General features: G+C 65.4%; 14 protein-coding genes. 7 read left to right on the top strand and 7 right to left on the bottom strand.

Features of this window, described 5'->3' with window-relative positions; translation table 11 throughout:
* The first annotated feature begins 22 nt into the window (after positions 1–22).
* Positions 23–1,024 (top strand): NADP-dependent oxidoreductase, encoded by a 1,002-nt coding sequence (locus J2R80_RS04030; protein WP_253638015.1) that lies wholly within the window; start codon positions 23–25, stop codon positions 1,022–1,024.
* A gap of 390 nt (positions 1,025–1,414) precedes the next feature.
* On the opposite strand, the gene J2R80_RS04035 is transcribed toward J2R80_RS04030, so the two are convergent.
* Both J2R80_RS04035 and J2R80_RS04040 read right to left on the bottom strand, forming a co-directional pair.
* Complete coding sequence (locus J2R80_RS04035; protein WP_253638016.1) at positions 1,415–4,582, bottom strand: efflux RND transporter permease subunit; 3,168 nt, start codon at positions 4,580–4,582, stop codon at positions 1,415–1,417.
* A gap of 12 nt (positions 4,583–4,594) precedes the next feature.
* Positions 4,595–5,752, bottom strand: a complete 1,158-nt coding sequence (locus J2R80_RS04040; RefSeq protein WP_253638017.1) for an efflux RND transporter periplasmic adaptor subunit — start codon at positions 5,750–5,752, stop codon at positions 4,595–4,597.
* A gap of 249 nt (positions 5,753–6,001) precedes the next feature.
* Here J2R80_RS04040 and J2R80_RS04045 point away from each other — a divergent pair, with 249 nt between their 5' ends.
* The 5 genes from J2R80_RS04045 to J2R80_RS04065 all read left to right on the top strand — a co-directional run bounded on the left by J2R80_RS04045 (position 6,002) and on the right by J2R80_RS04065 (position 10,224).
* Positions 6,002–6,787: a cysteine rich repeat-containing protein gene (locus J2R80_RS04045; RefSeq protein ID WP_375162551.1), complete on the top strand. Its 786-nt coding sequence runs from the start codon at positions 6,002–6,004 to the stop codon at positions 6,785–6,787.
* 39 nt (positions 6,788–6,826) lie between these two features.
* Positions 6,827–7,048: a cysteine rich repeat-containing protein gene (locus J2R80_RS04050; RefSeq protein ID WP_028336261.1), complete on the top strand. Its 222-nt coding sequence runs from the start codon at positions 6,827–6,829 to the stop codon at positions 7,046–7,048.
* A gap of 110 nt (positions 7,049–7,158) precedes the next feature.
* Complete coding sequence (locus J2R80_RS04055; protein ID WP_253638019.1) at positions 7,159–7,371, top strand: hypothetical protein; 213 nt, start codon at positions 7,159–7,161, stop codon at positions 7,369–7,371.
* Positions 7,372–7,486: 115 nt separating this feature from the next.
* Positions 7,487–8,617: an FAD-dependent monooxygenase gene (locus tag J2R80_RS04060; RefSeq protein WP_253638020.1), complete on the top strand. Its 1,131-nt coding sequence runs from the start codon at positions 7,487–7,489 to the stop codon at positions 8,615–8,617.
* The gene (locus J2R80_RS04065) at positions 8,614–10,224 is read left to right on the top strand and encodes a benzoate-CoA ligase family protein (protein WP_253638021.1); all 1,611 of its coding nucleotides are present in this window, start codon (positions 8,614–8,616) and stop codon (positions 10,222–10,224) included. Before J2R80_RS04060 ends, J2R80_RS04065 begins: the two co-directional genes overlap by 4 nt.
* 341 nt (positions 10,225–10,565) lie before the next feature.
* Here J2R80_RS04065 and J2R80_RS04070 read toward each other — a convergent pair whose 3' ends face one another.
* From J2R80_RS04070 to maiA, 3 genes are read right to left on the bottom strand one after another with little or no spacing between them, the layout of a single operon-like run.
* Positions 10,566–11,750 (bottom strand): 3-hydroxybenzoate 6-monooxygenase, encoded by a 1,185-nt coding sequence (locus tag J2R80_RS04070; protein WP_253638022.1) that lies wholly within the window; start codon positions 11,748–11,750, stop codon positions 10,566–10,568.
* Complete coding sequence (locus J2R80_RS04075) at positions 11,750–12,262, bottom strand: MarR family winged helix-turn-helix transcriptional regulator (RefSeq protein ID WP_057020139.1); 513 nt, start codon at positions 12,260–12,262, stop codon at positions 11,750–11,752. The genes J2R80_RS04070 and J2R80_RS04075 overlap by 1 nt, the downstream gene beginning before the upstream one ends.
* On the bottom strand, positions 12,252–12,884 hold the full coding sequence (gene maiA / locus J2R80_RS04080; RefSeq protein ID WP_076832895.1) for a maleylacetoacetate isomerase: 633 nt from the start codon (positions 12,882–12,884) through the stop codon (positions 12,252–12,254). Before maiA ends, J2R80_RS04075 begins: the two co-directional genes overlap by 11 nt.
* A 158-nt stretch (positions 12,885–13,042) precedes the next feature.
* Here maiA and gtdA point away from each other — a divergent pair, with 158 nt between their 5' ends.
* A complete protein-coding gene (gene gtdA, locus J2R80_RS04085) occupies positions 13,043–14,083 on the top strand; it encodes a gentisate 1,2-dioxygenase (RefSeq protein WP_253638023.1) in 1,041 nt (346 codons plus the stop codon).
* Between the two features lie 185 nt (positions 14,084–14,268).
* Here gtdA and J2R80_RS04090 read toward each other — a convergent pair whose 3' ends face one another.
* Both J2R80_RS04090 and J2R80_RS04095 read right to left on the bottom strand, forming a co-directional pair.
* Positions 14,269–15,096: an ABC transporter permease gene (locus J2R80_RS04090; RefSeq protein WP_253638024.1), complete on the bottom strand. Its 828-nt coding sequence runs from the start codon at positions 15,094–15,096 to the stop codon at positions 14,269–14,271.
* Positions 15,089–15,862, bottom strand: a complete 774-nt coding sequence (locus J2R80_RS04095) for an ABC transporter ATP-binding protein (RefSeq protein WP_253638025.1) — start codon at positions 15,860–15,862, stop codon at positions 15,089–15,091. Before J2R80_RS04095 ends, J2R80_RS04090 begins: the two co-directional genes overlap by 8 nt.
* Positions 15,863–15,880 lie beyond the last annotated feature (18 nt).

The raw sequence follows: 15,880 nt of genomic DNA on the forward strand, positions 1-15,880 counted from the left end.
GGCAAAGGGGGAGACACCGCCAATGAACGACACCGTCAATCGCCAGATCCTGCTTGTCGAAAAGCCGACCGGCAAGCTTGGCCCCGAGCATTTTCGTCTGACCACGGGGACGATCCCCACGCCGAAGGACGGCGAGGCGCTGGTGCGGACGCGCTACATCTCGCTCGATGCCGCCAACCGCGCCTGGATGCACGGCGCCACTTACCGCGCTGCGGTGGAAGCCAACACCGTGATGGCCGGCGGCAGCATCGCCGAGGTGATCTCGTCGAAGGATTCTACCCTGAAGCCCGGCGACATCGTGTTCGGCGACACCGGCTGGCAGGATTATGCCGCCGTGCCCGCCAAGCATCTGGCGAAGATGCCGAAGCTCGAGCCGATGACGCATTTGCTCAGCGTCTACGGCGTTGCCGGCCTGACCGCCTATTTCGGCCTGCTCCATGTCGGCAAGCCCAGGGAAGGCGAGACCGTGGTGGTGTCGGCGGCCGCGGGCTCGGTCGGCTCGATCGTCGGCCAGATCGCTGGGATCAAAGGCTGCCGCGTCGTCGGCATCGCCGGCGGCAAGGACAAGTGCCATTGGCTGACCAGCGAGCTCGGCTTCGACGCCGCAGTCGACTACAAGGACGGCGCCACCTACAAAGCGCTGCGCGCGGCGGCGCCCAAGGGCATCGACGTCTATTTCGACAATGTCGGCGGCGACATTCTGGAAGCCTGCCTGGCGCAGATGAACAATCGCGGCCGCATCGCCTGCTGCGGCGCGATCTCGCAATATGACGGCGTCCCCTCCGCGCACGGCCCGCGCGGCGTGCCCGGCCTGATCGTGGTGAAGCGGCTGATCATGCAGGGCTTCATCGTGATGGACTACATGGACCAGCGCGACGCCGCACTCGCCGACCTGCAGTCCTGGGTCGCCTCGGGCAAGCTCAAGGTGCAGGAGGACGTGATCGACGGCCTCGAGAACACGCCGCAGGCGCTGATCGGGCTCTTGGCCGGCGAAAATCGCGGCAAGCGCATGGTGAAGGTGTAGGCGGGGAACATCTCCGAACCCGTCATCCCCGCGCAAAGGCTTCGCCTTTGTCGCTGGAGGAGCGCGTAGCGCGTCTCGAAGGATGCACGGCCCGGCTGGTGGCCGTCGCCCCTTCGAGACGGCCGCTTCGCGGCCTCCTCAGGGTGACGGGGATGCAGCGCAATCTCTCCCCTCGTCGTCCCGGCGAAAGCCGGGACCCATAACCACAGGGTTGAGTCGTTAGAAAGCTGTGGCCCCAGCGTCGTGCAACAATGACCTTCGGTGGCTATGGGTCCCGGCTCCCGTGCGCAATTGCGCACTAGGCCGGGACGACATCGAGTATGTTGCGTCATCGAGAGTCATACATTCACGGCCTCTCAGGGGCACGGTGATAGGTTTGAATGCGCAGCCCTAATGCGCCGTACCCGACGCCTGTGGAGCGGCTTGCGGCGCCGTCTTGCCTTTCTTCGCCTTGCGCCAGTTCTCAAAACTCTGCACCACGACGAAGAACGCCGGCACGAACAGCACGGCGAGGCAGGTCGAGGCGATCATGCCGGAGAACACGGTGATGCCGATCGACTTGCGGGCGTTTGCGCCGGCGCCGGTCGCGATCACCAGCGGCAGCACGCCGAGGATGAAGGCGAACGACGTCATCAGGATCGGCCGGAATCTCGCGCGTGCCGCGTCGATCGCCGCATCCAGCACCGACCGTCCGTCGCGCAGATGACGTTCCAGCGCGACCTCGACGATCAGGATCGCGTTCTTGGCCGACAGCGCGATCAGCAAGATGGTGCCGATCTGGGTGTAGAGGTTGTTCTCGATATTCAGGCTCAGCAGCACCAGCGTCGGGCCGAGCAGCGACAGCGGCACGGCGAGGATCACCGAGATCGGCGCGTACCAGCTCTCATATTGCCCGGCGAGCACGAGATAGACCAGCAGCAGCGCCAGCGCGAACACGTAGTAGATCTGACTGCCGACCTCCTTCTCCTGGTACGACATCGCCGTCCACTCGAAGCCCGACCCGGGCGGCAGCGTCTTGGCCGCGATCTCCTCCATCAGCGCCATCGACTGGCCGGACGAGTAACCCTGCGCCGGCAGCCCGATGATGGAGGCGGACGGATAGAGGTTGTAGAGGCTGATCAGCGACGGTCCGATCGAGGGCGTGATCTTGGCGACCGTGCCGAGCGGGATCATGTCGCCGTTGCTGTTGCGCACCATCATGTTCTCGATGTCGCGCAGGCTCAGGCGGTACTGTGCCTCGGCCTGGGTATAGACCTGGAAGGTGCGGCCGAACTTGGTGAACTGGTTGACGTAGCTGGCGCCGAGATAGGACGACAGCGCCGCGAAGATCTGGTCGGGGGTGACGTGCAGGGTCTGCGTCTTGATGCGATCGACGTCGACGTCGAACTGCGGCACCATCGAGCGGAACGACGACTGGACCCGCTGCAGCGCGCTCTGGGTCTGTGCATTGGCCACGATCGCCCCGGTGACCGCCTGCAGCTTGCCGTAGTCGGCATTGCCGTCGCGCAGCTCGACCTGCATGGCAAAGCCGGCGGCGTTGCCGATGCCCTGGATCGGCGGCGGCGGGATCACCAGGATGCGCGCCTCCGGGATCACCGCGAGCTTGTCGTTGAGCCCGTAGACCAGCGAGCGCAGATCCTCGCCCGGCCCGCGCGCGCCCCAGTCCTTCAGGATCAGATAGGCGACGCCGGCATTGGCGAGGCTCGAGGAATTGTCGAGCGCAGAGATGCCGGCGATCGAGACCACCTGGTCGACGCCGGGCGTCTTGCCGGCGATCCTGGTGACCTCGTCGAGCACGTGCTGGGTGCGGTCGAGGGCCGCGCCGTCGGGCAATTGCACCGCGGCGAGCAGATAGCCCTGGTCCTCGATCGGAATGAATCCGGTCGGCACCCGCGACAGGCCGTAGCCGGCAAGCCCGATGATGACAAGCGCAACGGCGACCGAGGTCTTGGCATGCCCGGCGATGCCGCTGACCAGCCGTGTGTAACCGCGCTCGAGCCGGTCATAGACCGCGTTGAAGCCGCGATAGAAGAAATTGCGCTGCTCGGGCGGCGCGGGAGGACGCAGCCATAGCGCGCACTGTGTCGGCTTCAGCGTCGCGGCGTTGACGGCGCTGAGCAGCGCGGTGGCGGCGATCACGAGCGCGAATTGCGCGTACATCCGCCCGGTCAGCCCGGGCAGGAACGCCGCCGGCAGGAACACCGAGATCAAGACCAGCGTGATGCCGACGATCGGCGCGAACAATTCGTCCATCGCCTTGATCGCGGCGTCGTGGCCCGACATGCCGCGCTCGATATTGTGCGCCGCGCCCTCGACCACGACGATGGCGTCGTCGACCACGATGCCGATCGCCAGCACGATCGCAAACAGCGTCGACAGGTTGATGGTGAAGCCGAGCGCCGCCATGGCCGCGAACGCGCCGATGATCGTGACCGGCACGGTGGTTGCCGGCACCAGCATCGCCCGCCAGTCCTGCAGGAAGACCAGGATCACGACCAGCACCAGCAGGCCGGCCTCGAACAGGGTCTTGTAGACCTCCTCGATCGAGGCGTTGACGAATTTGGTGGTGTCGAACGGCGTGTCGTATTTGATGTCCTGCGGGAACTGCCTGGCGAGCTCCGCCATCTTCTTCTCGACGGCCTTCTCGACCTGCAAGGCATTGGCGCCCGGCGACTGGAACACGCCGATGCCGGTCGCGGGCTTCTGGTTCAGCGAGAAGATCTGGCTGTAGGTCTGCGCGCCGAGCTCGACCCAACCGACGTCGCGGACCCGGGTGACGTCGCCGACATTGCCTGTCTTGACGATGATGTCCTCGAACTGGCTCTTGTCGTCGAGCCGGCCGTTGACGTTCAGCGTGTACTGGAACGCCTGGCCCGCCGGCGTCGGCGGCGCGCCGACCTGGCCGGCGGTGACCTGCTGGCTCTGCTGCTGGATCGCCTGGATGACGTCCTGCGGCACCAGCCCGCGCACGTGCAGCTTGTTCGGATCGAGCCAGACCCGCATCGAATATTGCCCGGCGCCGAACACCGTGACGTTGCCGACACCCGGAAGGCGCGACAGCTCGTCCCGGATGTTGATGGTGGCGTAGTTCGACAGGAACAGGCTGTCATAGGTTTTGTTCGGCGAGGTCAGCGTCACGAACAGCAGGATCGAGGTCGACCGCTTCTGGACCGTGACGCCCTGGTTCTGCACCGAGGTCGGCAGCTGCGACAACGCGCTGGAGACACGGTTCTGCACCAGCACCTGCGCGAAATTGAGGTCGGTGCCGATCTTGAAGGTCACCGTCAGCGTATAGGTGCCGTCGGCGCCGCTGTAGGACTGCATGTACAGCATGTCCTCAACGCCGTTGACCTGCTGCTCGATCGGCAGCGCCACGGTGTCGACCACCGTCTTGGCCGAGGCGCCGGGATAGCGCGTCGTCACCTGCACCGTCGGCGGCACCACGTCGGGATATTGCGCGACCGCGAGATTGTACAGCGCCACGCCGCCGATCAGGATCATCAGGATCGCGATGACGTTGGAGAGGACCGGGCGCTCGATGAAAAATTTCGAGATCATGGCGCGTGCGTCCTATTTGGCGGCTGTCGGCGCCGCGTCGGCCTTCTGCACCTGCGGATCGACCTTCTGCCCGGGGATCGCGCGCAGCAATCCGGCAGTCACGATGCGGTCATCCAGCTTCAGGCCGCTCTCGATGACGCGCAGCCCCTCATCGAGCGGGCCGGTCGTCACCTTGCGCTGCTCGACCACATTCTCGGCATTGACGACCAGCACGTAGCGGCCGGCCTGGTCGCTGCCGATCGCGACGTCGGGCACCAGCAGCGCCTTGTCTTGCTTTTCGAACGGCACGCGAACGCGGACATAGAAGCCGGGCAGCAAAGTCCGGTCCGGATTTGGGAACACGCCGCGGACCGCGAGCGTGCCGGTCGACTGGTTGAGGGTCGGCGAGATGTAATCAAGCTTGCCCTTGTGCGGAAAGCCGGTCTCGGTCTGCAGGCCGACCTCGACCGGCAACTGCCTGAGTTCGTTGACCGTCAGGCCACGACGGCGCGCTTCATCCCGCACGCGCTGCACGTCCTGTTCGTTGACGTTGAAGTTCACATAGATCGGATCGAGCTGCACGATGGTGGCAAGCTGCGTCGGCGACGCCGCGCCGACCAGTTCGCCGACCGAGACCAGGTGATTGCTGACGATGCCGTCGAACGGCGCGGCCACGTTGGTGTAGCCGTAGTTGACCGCCGCGATCCTGGTGTTGACCTGGGCCTGCTGCAGGCTGGCCTGGGCGTTGTCCCGGGTGGAGGTAGAGGTATCAAGGGTCGCCTGCGAGACCGCCTGCCGCTGCACCAGATCGGTCTGCCGCTTGAAGTCGAGTTCGGCCTGCTTCAGTGTCGCCTGCGCGCCGACCTCTGCGGCCTGCGCCTGTTCCAGCTTCAGCTTGTAGGTCTCCGGCTCGATCGTGAACAGCGTGGTCCCCGCCTTCACGAAGGAGCCGTCCTGATAGTTGATCGCCTGCAGGAAGCCCTGCACGCGCGCGACCAGATCGACGGTCTGGATCGGCGCGGTGTTTCCGGTGGCGTCCAGATAACGCGTGACGGCGCGCTGCACCGGAGGCGCAACCTCGACCTTGGGCGGCGGCGGCGCAACAAAACTGTTTTGCTCGCAGGCACTTAAACTGACGAAGGCCGATACGACGAACGCGATGCGCGCAAGCGGTGCATTTCGCAGCCGCACAAAACTGCTCCGACCGAAATGTGCCGACGCGCGCGCATGCCTCATGTCCGAGCCTCGATTCAAATGACTAAATTTAAAGATCTCGTGACGGGCAAAAAATCCGCCTGCTTCATCCATAGCAACAATCCGCTTGCAGCGGAACTCGAAAGCGAAAATGATGCCGCTCGCCGAGGTTGCTACAACAAGACTTTTTCAGAACTCAGTTCAGTTGAGCCGGAGACATCCGGCGCGACCAGAGGATTAATTCAGATGATCAATGCGTTGACACGAGCAACGAAGCTGTCCGCATGTCTTGCGCTTGCAGCATCCATGAGCACCGCACCGGCCTTGTCGCAGGCGCCGACCCAGGCGCAGCGCGACGCCATCAAGTCGCAATGCCGCAACGACTACATCGCCCATTGCTCAAGCGTACCGCCGGGCGGCGAAGCCTCGCTGCAATGTCTGCAGAAGAACATGGCAAGCCTCGGACCGGGCTGCGCCAGCGCGGTGAAGGCCGTCGAAGCGCCGGCCGCCACACCGAAGGCAGACTCCGCGCCCGCGGCGGCCAAGACCGAAGCTGCTCCCGCGGCAGCGGCCAAGCCCGCCACCGAAGCCGCCGCACCGAAGGCGGCCGGGACGCCGTCCAACACGCAGATCTCCGCGATCCGCAGCGCATGCCGCTCCGATTATCCCAAGGTTTGCGCGGGCGTGCCGACCGGCGGCGCGGCGGCGCTGCAGTGTCTCGAAAAGAACAAGGGCAAGCTTTCGCCGGCCTGCGAGAAGGCCGTCGCCGCCGCTGGTGGCGGCGCCGCCGCGCCGGCCGCCGGCGCTGCAGCGACGACAGCACCAGCCGCGGCGCCGGCCGTGATCGCGTTGCGGCCGCTGCGACCGCGCGAAGAGCTGTTCGTGCTGCGCTCGGCCTGCGGCGCCGACGTCCGCTCGATCTGTGGCGGCGTCCAGCCGGGCGGCGGGCGGATCGTGCAGTGCCTTGCGACCAATGCCGGCTCGCTGTCGCCGGCGTGCCGCGATGTGTTGGCGCCGTTCGCAGCGCGGTAATCCTGTTGTCACGCTAGAGACCGGAGAAGGGAGCAAACAATGCTGCGTATCGTCCTGACCGCCGCGCTGCTTTGCGGCGCAACCGCTGTCTACGCGCAGGAACTGACCACCGCGCAACGCGACGCCTGCATGGGCGACTACGAGAAGTTCTGCAAAAGCGTGACGCCCGGCGGCGGCCGCATCATCGCCTGTCTCGCCAAGCAGAGCGACAAGCTGGCGCCCGCCTGCAAGAAGGTGCTGGCGGAAGCGGAAAAGAAATAGCCGCGCAGGCGGTGAGACGACAGGTGCCCGGCGATTTTCCGGGCACGGAACCGCAGCACCTTGTTGCCACCTGCAGGCCAACCATGCCTCACCCGGGAGAGGGAATTTTCATGCGTTCAATATTGCTGATCGCCGCGGCCCTGCTGTCCTTTGCCGCGACGATGACCTTTGAGTCCTCCGACGCCAATGCGGTCGTTTGCGCGCGCGGCGTCTATCGCGCCGGCTGCACCGGCCCCAACGGCGCGGTCGTCGCCCGCAAACCCGTCGCCGCCGGCTGCCGCTGGGTATGGGTCGACGGGGTCAAGGCCCGCCGCTGCTACTGAACCCTTCGGCGCCACGCGGCTAGTCGCCGCACGCATTTTCCCTCTGGCGTTCCCGCCGGAGGGCGATTAGTCTGGACCCAAATTGTAAGTATACTGTCAATCTGGGAGGCAGACGTTGCGGATCGCCGTGATCGGCGGAGGGCCCGGCGGGCTCTATTTCGCCTATCTGTGGAAGAAGCGTCATCCCGGCGCCGAGATCGACCTGTTCGAGCAGAACGCGGCCGGCGCCACCTGGGGCTTCGGCGTGGTGTTCTCCGAACAGGCGCTGGACTTCCTGCGCGCCGACGACCCTGAGACGGTCGACGCCATCGCCCCGCTTATGGAGAGCTGGAAGAACATCACCCTCAATCTGCGCGGCGAGAGCGTCGAGATCGACGGCGTCGGGTTCTCCTCGATCGGCCGGCTGGCGCTGCTGACGATCCTGCAGGAGCGGGTCCGCAGCACGGGCGTCACGCCGCGCTTCGACGCCGTGGTGCAATCGGTCGACCAGCTCAGGGGTTACGACCTGATCGTTGCCGCCGACGGGCTGAACTCGATGGTTCGCCGCGGCTATGAGTCCGCCTTCGGCGCCTCGGTCTCGCATTCCACCAACAAATTCGCCTGGTACGGCACCACCAAGACCTTCGCGACGCTGTCGCAGACCTTCGTGGCGACCGAGCGCGGCAGCTTCAACGCCCATCACTATCGCTATGCGAAGGACATGAGCACCTTCCTGGTCGAATGCGACGCGGCGACCTGGGCGGCCTACGGCTTCGCCGACAAGAGCATCGAAGAGTCGCAGGCGATCTGCGAAGATATATTCGCCGCGGCGCTGGACGGCCACCGGCTGATCTCGAACAAATCGGTGTGGCGCAATTTCCCGTGGATCTGGAACGAGCGCTGGTCGCACGGCAACATGGTGCTGATCGGCGATGCGCTGCATTCGGCGCATTTCTCGATCGGCTCGGGCACGCGGCTCGCGATCGAGGATGCGATTGCGCTGACCAAGGCGCTGGAGACCGAGAGTGGCATTGGCGCCGCGCTTGCCCGCTACGAGAGCGAGCGCAAGCCAATCGTGAAGAAGCTCGTCACCGCGGCGCGGACCAGCGCCGACTGGTACGAGCACTTCCCCGCGCACATGACGCTCGACCTGATGGATTTCGCCTACAGCTACATCACCCGTTCCGGCCGGATCGACGACGCGCGGCTGCGCGCGATGTCGCCCGCCTTCATGGCCCGCTACGCAGCCGCAAAGGGACAATCATGACCGGGATCGCCGACCAGGTTCCGCTGGACAATCCCGGTGCGCGCGAGATCGGCTTTACGATCCCCGAGCGCTACAATGCGAGCTGCATCCTGTTCGACAATCTCGGCAACGGGAATGCCGAGCGCCTGGCGCTGACCGGCCCGGCCGGCACGCGGACCTATCGCGAGCTCTGCGCTGAGGCCGCACGCTGGGGCCACGCCTTCCGGTCGCTTGGACTGCAGCGCGGCGACCGCATCCTGCTGTTTCTCGACGACACCCCGGCCTATCCCGCGGCATTCTTCGGCGCGGTGCGTGCCGGCTTCGTGCCACTCTTGATCAACACGCTGACGACGCCCGAGCTGCTGCAATTCTACCTGTCCGACGCCGGCGCGCAGGTCGCCGTCACCGATGCGGAATTCTGTGCGCGCTTCAACGCGGAAGCCTGCAAGGACACGCCGCTGCGTACGCTGGTGGTGGTCAACGGCGCCGCCGGTGATCACGCGGCTGCCGAAACGCGCGAGGCCGCTGATTGGCTGCAAGCGTTTCCGACCGAGCTCGACGCGGCCGACACGCACCGCAACGAGATGGCATTCTGGATGTATTCGTCGGGCTCGACCGGCCGTCCCAAGGGCATCGTGCATCTGCAGCACGACATGGCCTATAGCGAGCGCGCCTTTGCCCGCAATGTGCTGAAGCTTTCGCCCGGCGACATCTGCTTCTCGGTGCCGAAGATCTTCTTCGCCTACGGTTTCGGCAACTCGATCACGTTTCCATTTTCCGTCGGCGCCGCGACGCTGCTGCTGCCGGGCCAGCCGAAACCGGCCGCGATCTTCGCGGCGATCGGGCAATATCGCCCGACCGTGTTCTTCGGCCTGCCGACGCTCTACATCTCCCTGACCAAGGCTGAAGGTGCCGACACCGCCGATTTCTCCTCGCTGCGGATGGCGGTCTCGGCCGCCGAAGTGCTGTCGGCCGATGTGTTCAACGGCTGGAAGCGGCTCACAGGGCTCGAGATCATCGAAGGCCTCGGCTCGACCGAAGTGCTGCACGTCTATCTCAGCAACCGCGCGGAGCGAAAGAAGCTCGGCGCCGCCGGCCTGCGCGTGCCCGGCTACGAGATCATGCTGCGCGACAGCGATGACCGCGAGGTCGGCGACAATGAGGAAGGCATCCTGTGGGTGCGCGGCGATTCCGCGACCCCGCTGTACTGGAACCGGCCGGACAAGACCGCCGAGACCGTGCGCGAGGACGGCTGGATCTACACCGGCGACCGCTTCATGCGCGACAGCGACGGCTTCCACTTCTTCCGCGGCCGCGCCGACGATCTGATCAAGATCTCCGGCCAGTGGGTCTATCCGCTGGAGGTCGAGCTCTGCCTCGCCGATCACCCCGACGTCCGCGAATGCGCCGTCTACGCCGCCGAATTGCCGGACCGGCGCATGACGCTGCGCGCCGTGGTTGTCATGAACAAGGCCGGCTTCGACACAGCCGAAGCGACGCGGCGGCTGCAGGACTACGTCAAGACAAGGCTGTTGCCGTACAAATATCCGCGCGAGGTCAAATTCATCGACGAGCTGCCGAAGACCGGCACCGGCAAGATCGACCGGCAGGCGGTGATGCGGATGTAGGGCGTTGGTTGATGGACGCGGCCACCGCAAATTCAATGTCGTCCCGGCGAAAGCAGGGACCCATAACCACAAATGCTTGTGGCGCAAAGGCTGGGGCCCCAGCCTGCCATCACAACAGCCTTCGGTGGTTATGGGTCCCGGATCGCGCTTCGCTTGTCCGGGACGACGAGCATTAGCTGCCCCGCCATCCCGCCACACATTCGATGTCGTCCCGGCGAAGGCCGGGACCCATAACCACAAATATTTGCGGCGCAAAGGCTGGGGCCCCAGCCTGCCATCACAACAGCCTTCGGTGGTTATGGGTTCCGAATCGCGCTTCGCTTGTCCGGGACGACGAGTAATTAGCTGCCCAGCCCCGTCCCGCCATACAGCCAGGCGATGTCATCGCACCACTCGACCTGCGACTTCGCGCTCATGATCGCGTTGCGGATGCGGGCGTGCTCGCCTGCGGGATGGTAGACGTGTTCGCCGATCGCGCGTGACATCAGTTGCACGCGCGCGGTGCGCGGGAAGCGTTGCGCGCTGTAGGCCTCCAGCGCCGCTGTCTGGTCATCGTGACTGGCCAGCATGTGCGACAGGCAGACCGCGTCCTCCATCGCCTGGCAGGCGCCCTGCGCGAAATATTGCAGCATCGGATGCGCGGCGTCGCCGAGCAGCACCACGCGGCCGTCGATCCACTGCTCGTTCGGATCGCGGTCGCACAACACCCAGAGCTTCCAGTTGGTGCCGTGGCGGATGATGTTCTGCGCCCGCTCATGGACGTGGGTAAAACCCTTCATCACCTCGGCCTCGGACACCGGCTTGCCTGCAACCGGCTCCGGCGCATTGTTGTGATAGGTGACGACGAGGTTGAACACCTTCCAGCCCGACAGCGGATAATGCACGATGTGGCATTTCGGGCCGGCCCACAGCGTCGCCGCATTCCAGCGCAAATCCTCCGGCATCTGCTCGGTCGGGATCACCGAGCGATAGGTGGTGTGGCCGGAGACGCGCGGCGGGCCGTCCGACGTCACCTGCTTGCGGATGTTCGACCACAAGCCATCGGCGCCGATCAGAAGCCGGCCGGTGATCCGCTCGCCATCGGCGAGCTTTGCCGTCACCGACGAACCATCCTGCTCGTAGCCTGCCACCTCGCTGGACACGCGCAGTTCAATCAGCTCGTGATTCTGGCACGCGCGCAGGAATACGCCATGCAGATCGCCGCGATGTACCACGGCATAGGGATTGCCAAACCGCGCGCGAAAGGCGTCGCCGAGATCGATATGGGTGATCTCGTCGGCGGTCAGCGCATCCATCAGCCGGAGCTGATCGATATAGACGGCCATGTTGCGCGCGGCCTCGCCGACACCGAGATAGTCGAAGGCGTGGAACGCGTTCGGGCCGAGTTGGATGCCGGCGCCGATCTCGCCGAGCGCGGCGGCCTTCTCCAGCAGGATCGAGCGGATGCCTTTTTGCGCGAGGCCCAGCGCCACGGCAAGGCCGCCAATGCCGCCACCCGCGATCAGGACAGGTCTCGTCTCCGCCATCAGCCCGACCTCCCGAGATGTTCGAGCGCGTCCTCGGCGCGCAGCGGCACCCGCGACGCCTCGTTGTTGAGGTCGACGAGCTGGGTCAACAGCGCCAGCAGCGTCTTGCGGTCGGCCGGCTTCAGCGGCTGCAGCATCCGCGCCTGCGCCTTGTCGACCGAGGGCATGATGTCGCTCAACACAGCCGCGCCGGCCTTGGTAAGATAGAGCAGCTTGACGCGCTTGTCCTCGGGCGCCGGCTTGCGCACGATGAACTCCTTGGCCTGCAGCCGTTCGATCACGTTGCCGAGCGTGGAACGGTCGAACGCGATCACCGCCGAGAGCCTCGTGGCGTCGATACCGGGATGGGTCGAGATCGTGACCAGCGCGGCGTATTGCACCGGCGTCAGGTCGAACGCCCTGCACTCCTCGATGAACAGCGCGACCGCGATCTGCTGCATCCGCCGGAACAGGTAGCCGGGCGCGGTATAGACCGCGTCCATGGTGACAGGCGCTGGTTTGTTATTCGGCATCGGGCTGCTTGTCCGGAGCGGCGTCGGCAAACGCCTTGATTTGCTTTGCCGCGGCCTCGGCCTTGAGCAGGCGCGGATAGGCCGAAACGTCGACGCCGAAGCGCCGCGCATTGGCGAGCTGCGGCACCAGGCAGAGATCGGCCAGTGTCGGCGCATCGCCAAAGCAGAACGGGCCGGACTCCGCCGCGATCAGGGTCTCGCAGGCCGACAGTCCCTCGCGATTGGCCCAGGCCGCCCATTCCGTCACCTGCTCCTCGGGCAGGCCGAGCTGACGCAGCCGCGCCAGCACCTTCAAATTCTGCACCGGATGCGTGTCACAGGCGATCGCCTGCGCAAACGCCCGCACCTTTGCGCGCCGCAGCGGATCTTTCGGCAAGAGCGGCGGGTTGGGATTGGTCTCGTCGAGCCATTCGATGATCGCGAGCGACTGGGTGAGGATCGCGCCGGCATCGCTTTCCAGGGTCGGCACCAGCCCCTGCGGATTGATCGCGAGATAGGCCGGCGCGCACTGCTCGCCCTTGCGCAGATGATGCGGCAGATGCTCTGAGGTGAGCCCCTTCAGGTTGAGGGCGATCCGGACCCGGTAGGACGCGCTGCTCCGGAAATAGCCATGCAGCTTCATCGGAACCTCCCTTGCATTATTCTGGTTTGACGCGTTTTCCTTGCGCGAACCGGTATCCACTTCGCTCGAAAACGCCATGGCTTGCTTCATTGACGCTAGCCATATTGTCAGTATACTGTCAATTAAATTGCACCGACAAGAATGATGGGAGGCTTGCCATGGAAGCCGTGCAGAAGACCCCGGAGCGCGAGGCATTCTACAAGAAGATCGACGGCCAGAACCTCTCGGCGCTGTGGAACGTGATGAACGATCTGATCACGCCGGAGCCGAAAAGCGCCTGCCGTCCTCACTTGTGGAAGTTCGACCAGATCCGCGACTACATGAATGAGGCCGGCAAGCTGATCACGGCCAAGGAAGCCGAGCGCCGCGTGCTGGTGCTGGAAAATCCCGGCCTGCGCGGCCAGTCCAAGATCACGACCTCGCTGTTCGCCGGCGTGCAGATGGTGGTGCCGGGCGACATCGCCCCCGCCCATCGCCATGCCCAATCGGCGCTGCGCTTCGTGCTCGAGGGCAAGGGCGCGTTCACCGCCGTCGACGGCGAGCGCACCGCGATGTCGCCGGGCGACTTCGTCATCACGCCGTCGATGACCTGGCACGATCATTCCAACGAAACCAATGAGCCGATGTTCTGGCTCGACGGGCTCGACATCCCGATGGTGCAGTTCTTCGACTGCTCGTTTGCCGAAGGCGCCAAGGAAGATCAGCAGTCGATCTCCAAGCCGGCCGGCGCCAGCTTCGCGCGCTACGGCCACAATCTGCTGCCGATCGACCAGAAGCGAACCTCGAAAACCTCGCCGATCTTCAACTATCCCTATGAATACACCCGCGAGGCGCTCGAGAAGGCCAAGGCCAGCGACGAATGGGACGCCTGCCACGGCCTGAAGCTGAAGTTCTCCAACCCCGAGACCGGCGATTTTGCGATGCCGACCATCGGCACCTTCATCCAGCTGCTGCCGAAGGGTTTCAAGTCCGCGCGCTATCGCGCAACCGATGCGACCGTGTTCGCCGCGATCGAGGGCAAGGGCCGCACAAGGATCGGCGACCAGACCTTCGAATGGGGACCGCGCGATTTGTTCGTGGTGCCGAGCTGGCACTGGGTCACCCACGAGGCCGATGCCGACTCCGTGCTGTTCTCGTTCTCCGACCGCCCGGTGCAGCAGAAGCTCGACCTGTTCCGCGAGGACAGGGGCAACGCGTAACGATCGTCTGCGCGAGGCACGCAGCGCCCACCTCACGTCGTCCCGGCGAAAGCCGGGACCCATAACCACCAATCTTGATTGGTTGAACGCGTTGGAGCCCCAGCCTTTTTCTAACAACCACGCCCTGTGGTTATGGGTCCCGGCCTTCGCCGGGACGACACTTTGTGTGTGGCGGCAGCGCGCCCTTACCGCCAGTGCAGCAACCGCGTCTCGAGCAAATTGATCAGCTTCCCCACCGCAAGCCCGAACAGCGACAGGATCACGACGCCGGCGAGCAGCTGATCGGTCTGCATCAAATTGCCCGCCTGCAGCACGAAGGCGCCGATGCCGTATTGCGCGCCGATCATCTCGGCGCTGACCACGAGCAGCAGCGCCACCGATGCGGTGATGCGGAAGCCGGCGAGGATCGAGGGCAGCGCGCCCGGCCAGATCACGCGGCGCACGATAGCGTGGAACGGCACGTTGAAGCTCTGCGCCATCCGGATCAGGTTGCGTGGCACGGCATCGACGCCGCTATAGACCGAGATCGCGGTCGAGAAGAACACGCCAAGCGCAATGGTCGCGATCTTCGGCTCCTCGCCGATCCCGAGCCACAGAATGAGCAACGGCAGCAACGCGATCTTCGGAATCGGAAACAGCGCCGAGATGAAAGTGATGCCGACGCCGCGCGCCATCGTCGACAGCCCGATCGCGAAGCCGACCACGACGCCGGCGGCCGTGCCGATGATCCAGCCGGTACCGATCCGCATGATCGACCACGACAAGTGCTGCCACAGCGCACCCGACATCGCGAGCTTATAGATCGCGACCGCGATCGCCGACGGCGCCGGCAGGAACAGCGGATTGACCCAGCCTGCGCTGCCGGCGAGTTGCCAGACCGCGATCACGAGCGCGAGCGCGATCCAGCCGGCATGGCGGCTGCCGCCAGACGTGAAGCCGGCGCCGCGAAACGCGACCGGGCGCGTCGCCTCCGCCGACTGGTCTTTCGCTTCCTGCGGCGCGCGGTCAAGCATGCTGGACCTCGCGCTCGGCATCGATCGCCTCCTTCCGGATCAACGACCACAGCTCACCCTGTAGCGCGGCCATCGGCCCGCGCGCATCCGTCGTGCCGCGCTCGGCGCGCGTCATCGGGATGGTCACGATTTCCCGGATCCGGCCAGGGCGCCGCGACAGCACCACGACGCGGTCGGCGAGCCGCACCGCTTCCTCGAGATTATGCGTGACATAGACCGCGCCCATCGCGCCGTCGGCGAGCAGGCGCACGAAATCCTCCATCAGGAGCTCGCGGGTCTGCGAATCCAGCGCCGACAGCGGCTCGTCCATCAGCAGGATCGCGGGGCGAACCGCGAGTGCCCGCGCAATGCCGACGCGCTGGCGCATGCCGCCGGACAGTTGCTTCGGATAGGCGCTGCGGAAATCCGACAGCCCGGTGCGGCGCAGCGCATCGTCGATCACGGCGCGGCGTTCGCCGGCACTCAAGGCGGTGTGCAGCAGCGGAAACGCGACGTTCTCCTCGACCGTATTCCACGGCAGCAGCGCAAAATCCTGGAATACGAAGGTCAGCGGATTGAGGCTATCAGCCGGCGCCGCGCCGCGCAGCTCGGCAGCGCCTGTAGCTGGCCGCAGCAGGCCGCCAAGGATCGACAGCAGCGTGCTCTTGCCGCAGCCTGACGGACCGACGATCGCGACAATCTCGCCGGCGCGCACCGTGAAGGAGACATCGTCGAGCACGTCGAGCGCGCCGAAGCGATGGCTGATATGGTCGGCGATCAGGTCCATCTACCGGCTCACTCTTTG

Origin of the sequence: Bradyrhizobium sp. USDA 4541, assembly GCF_024171085.1 — a bacterium.
GTDB lineage: Bacteria > Pseudomonadota > Alphaproteobacteria > Rhizobiales > Xanthobacteraceae > Bradyrhizobium > Bradyrhizobium australafricanum.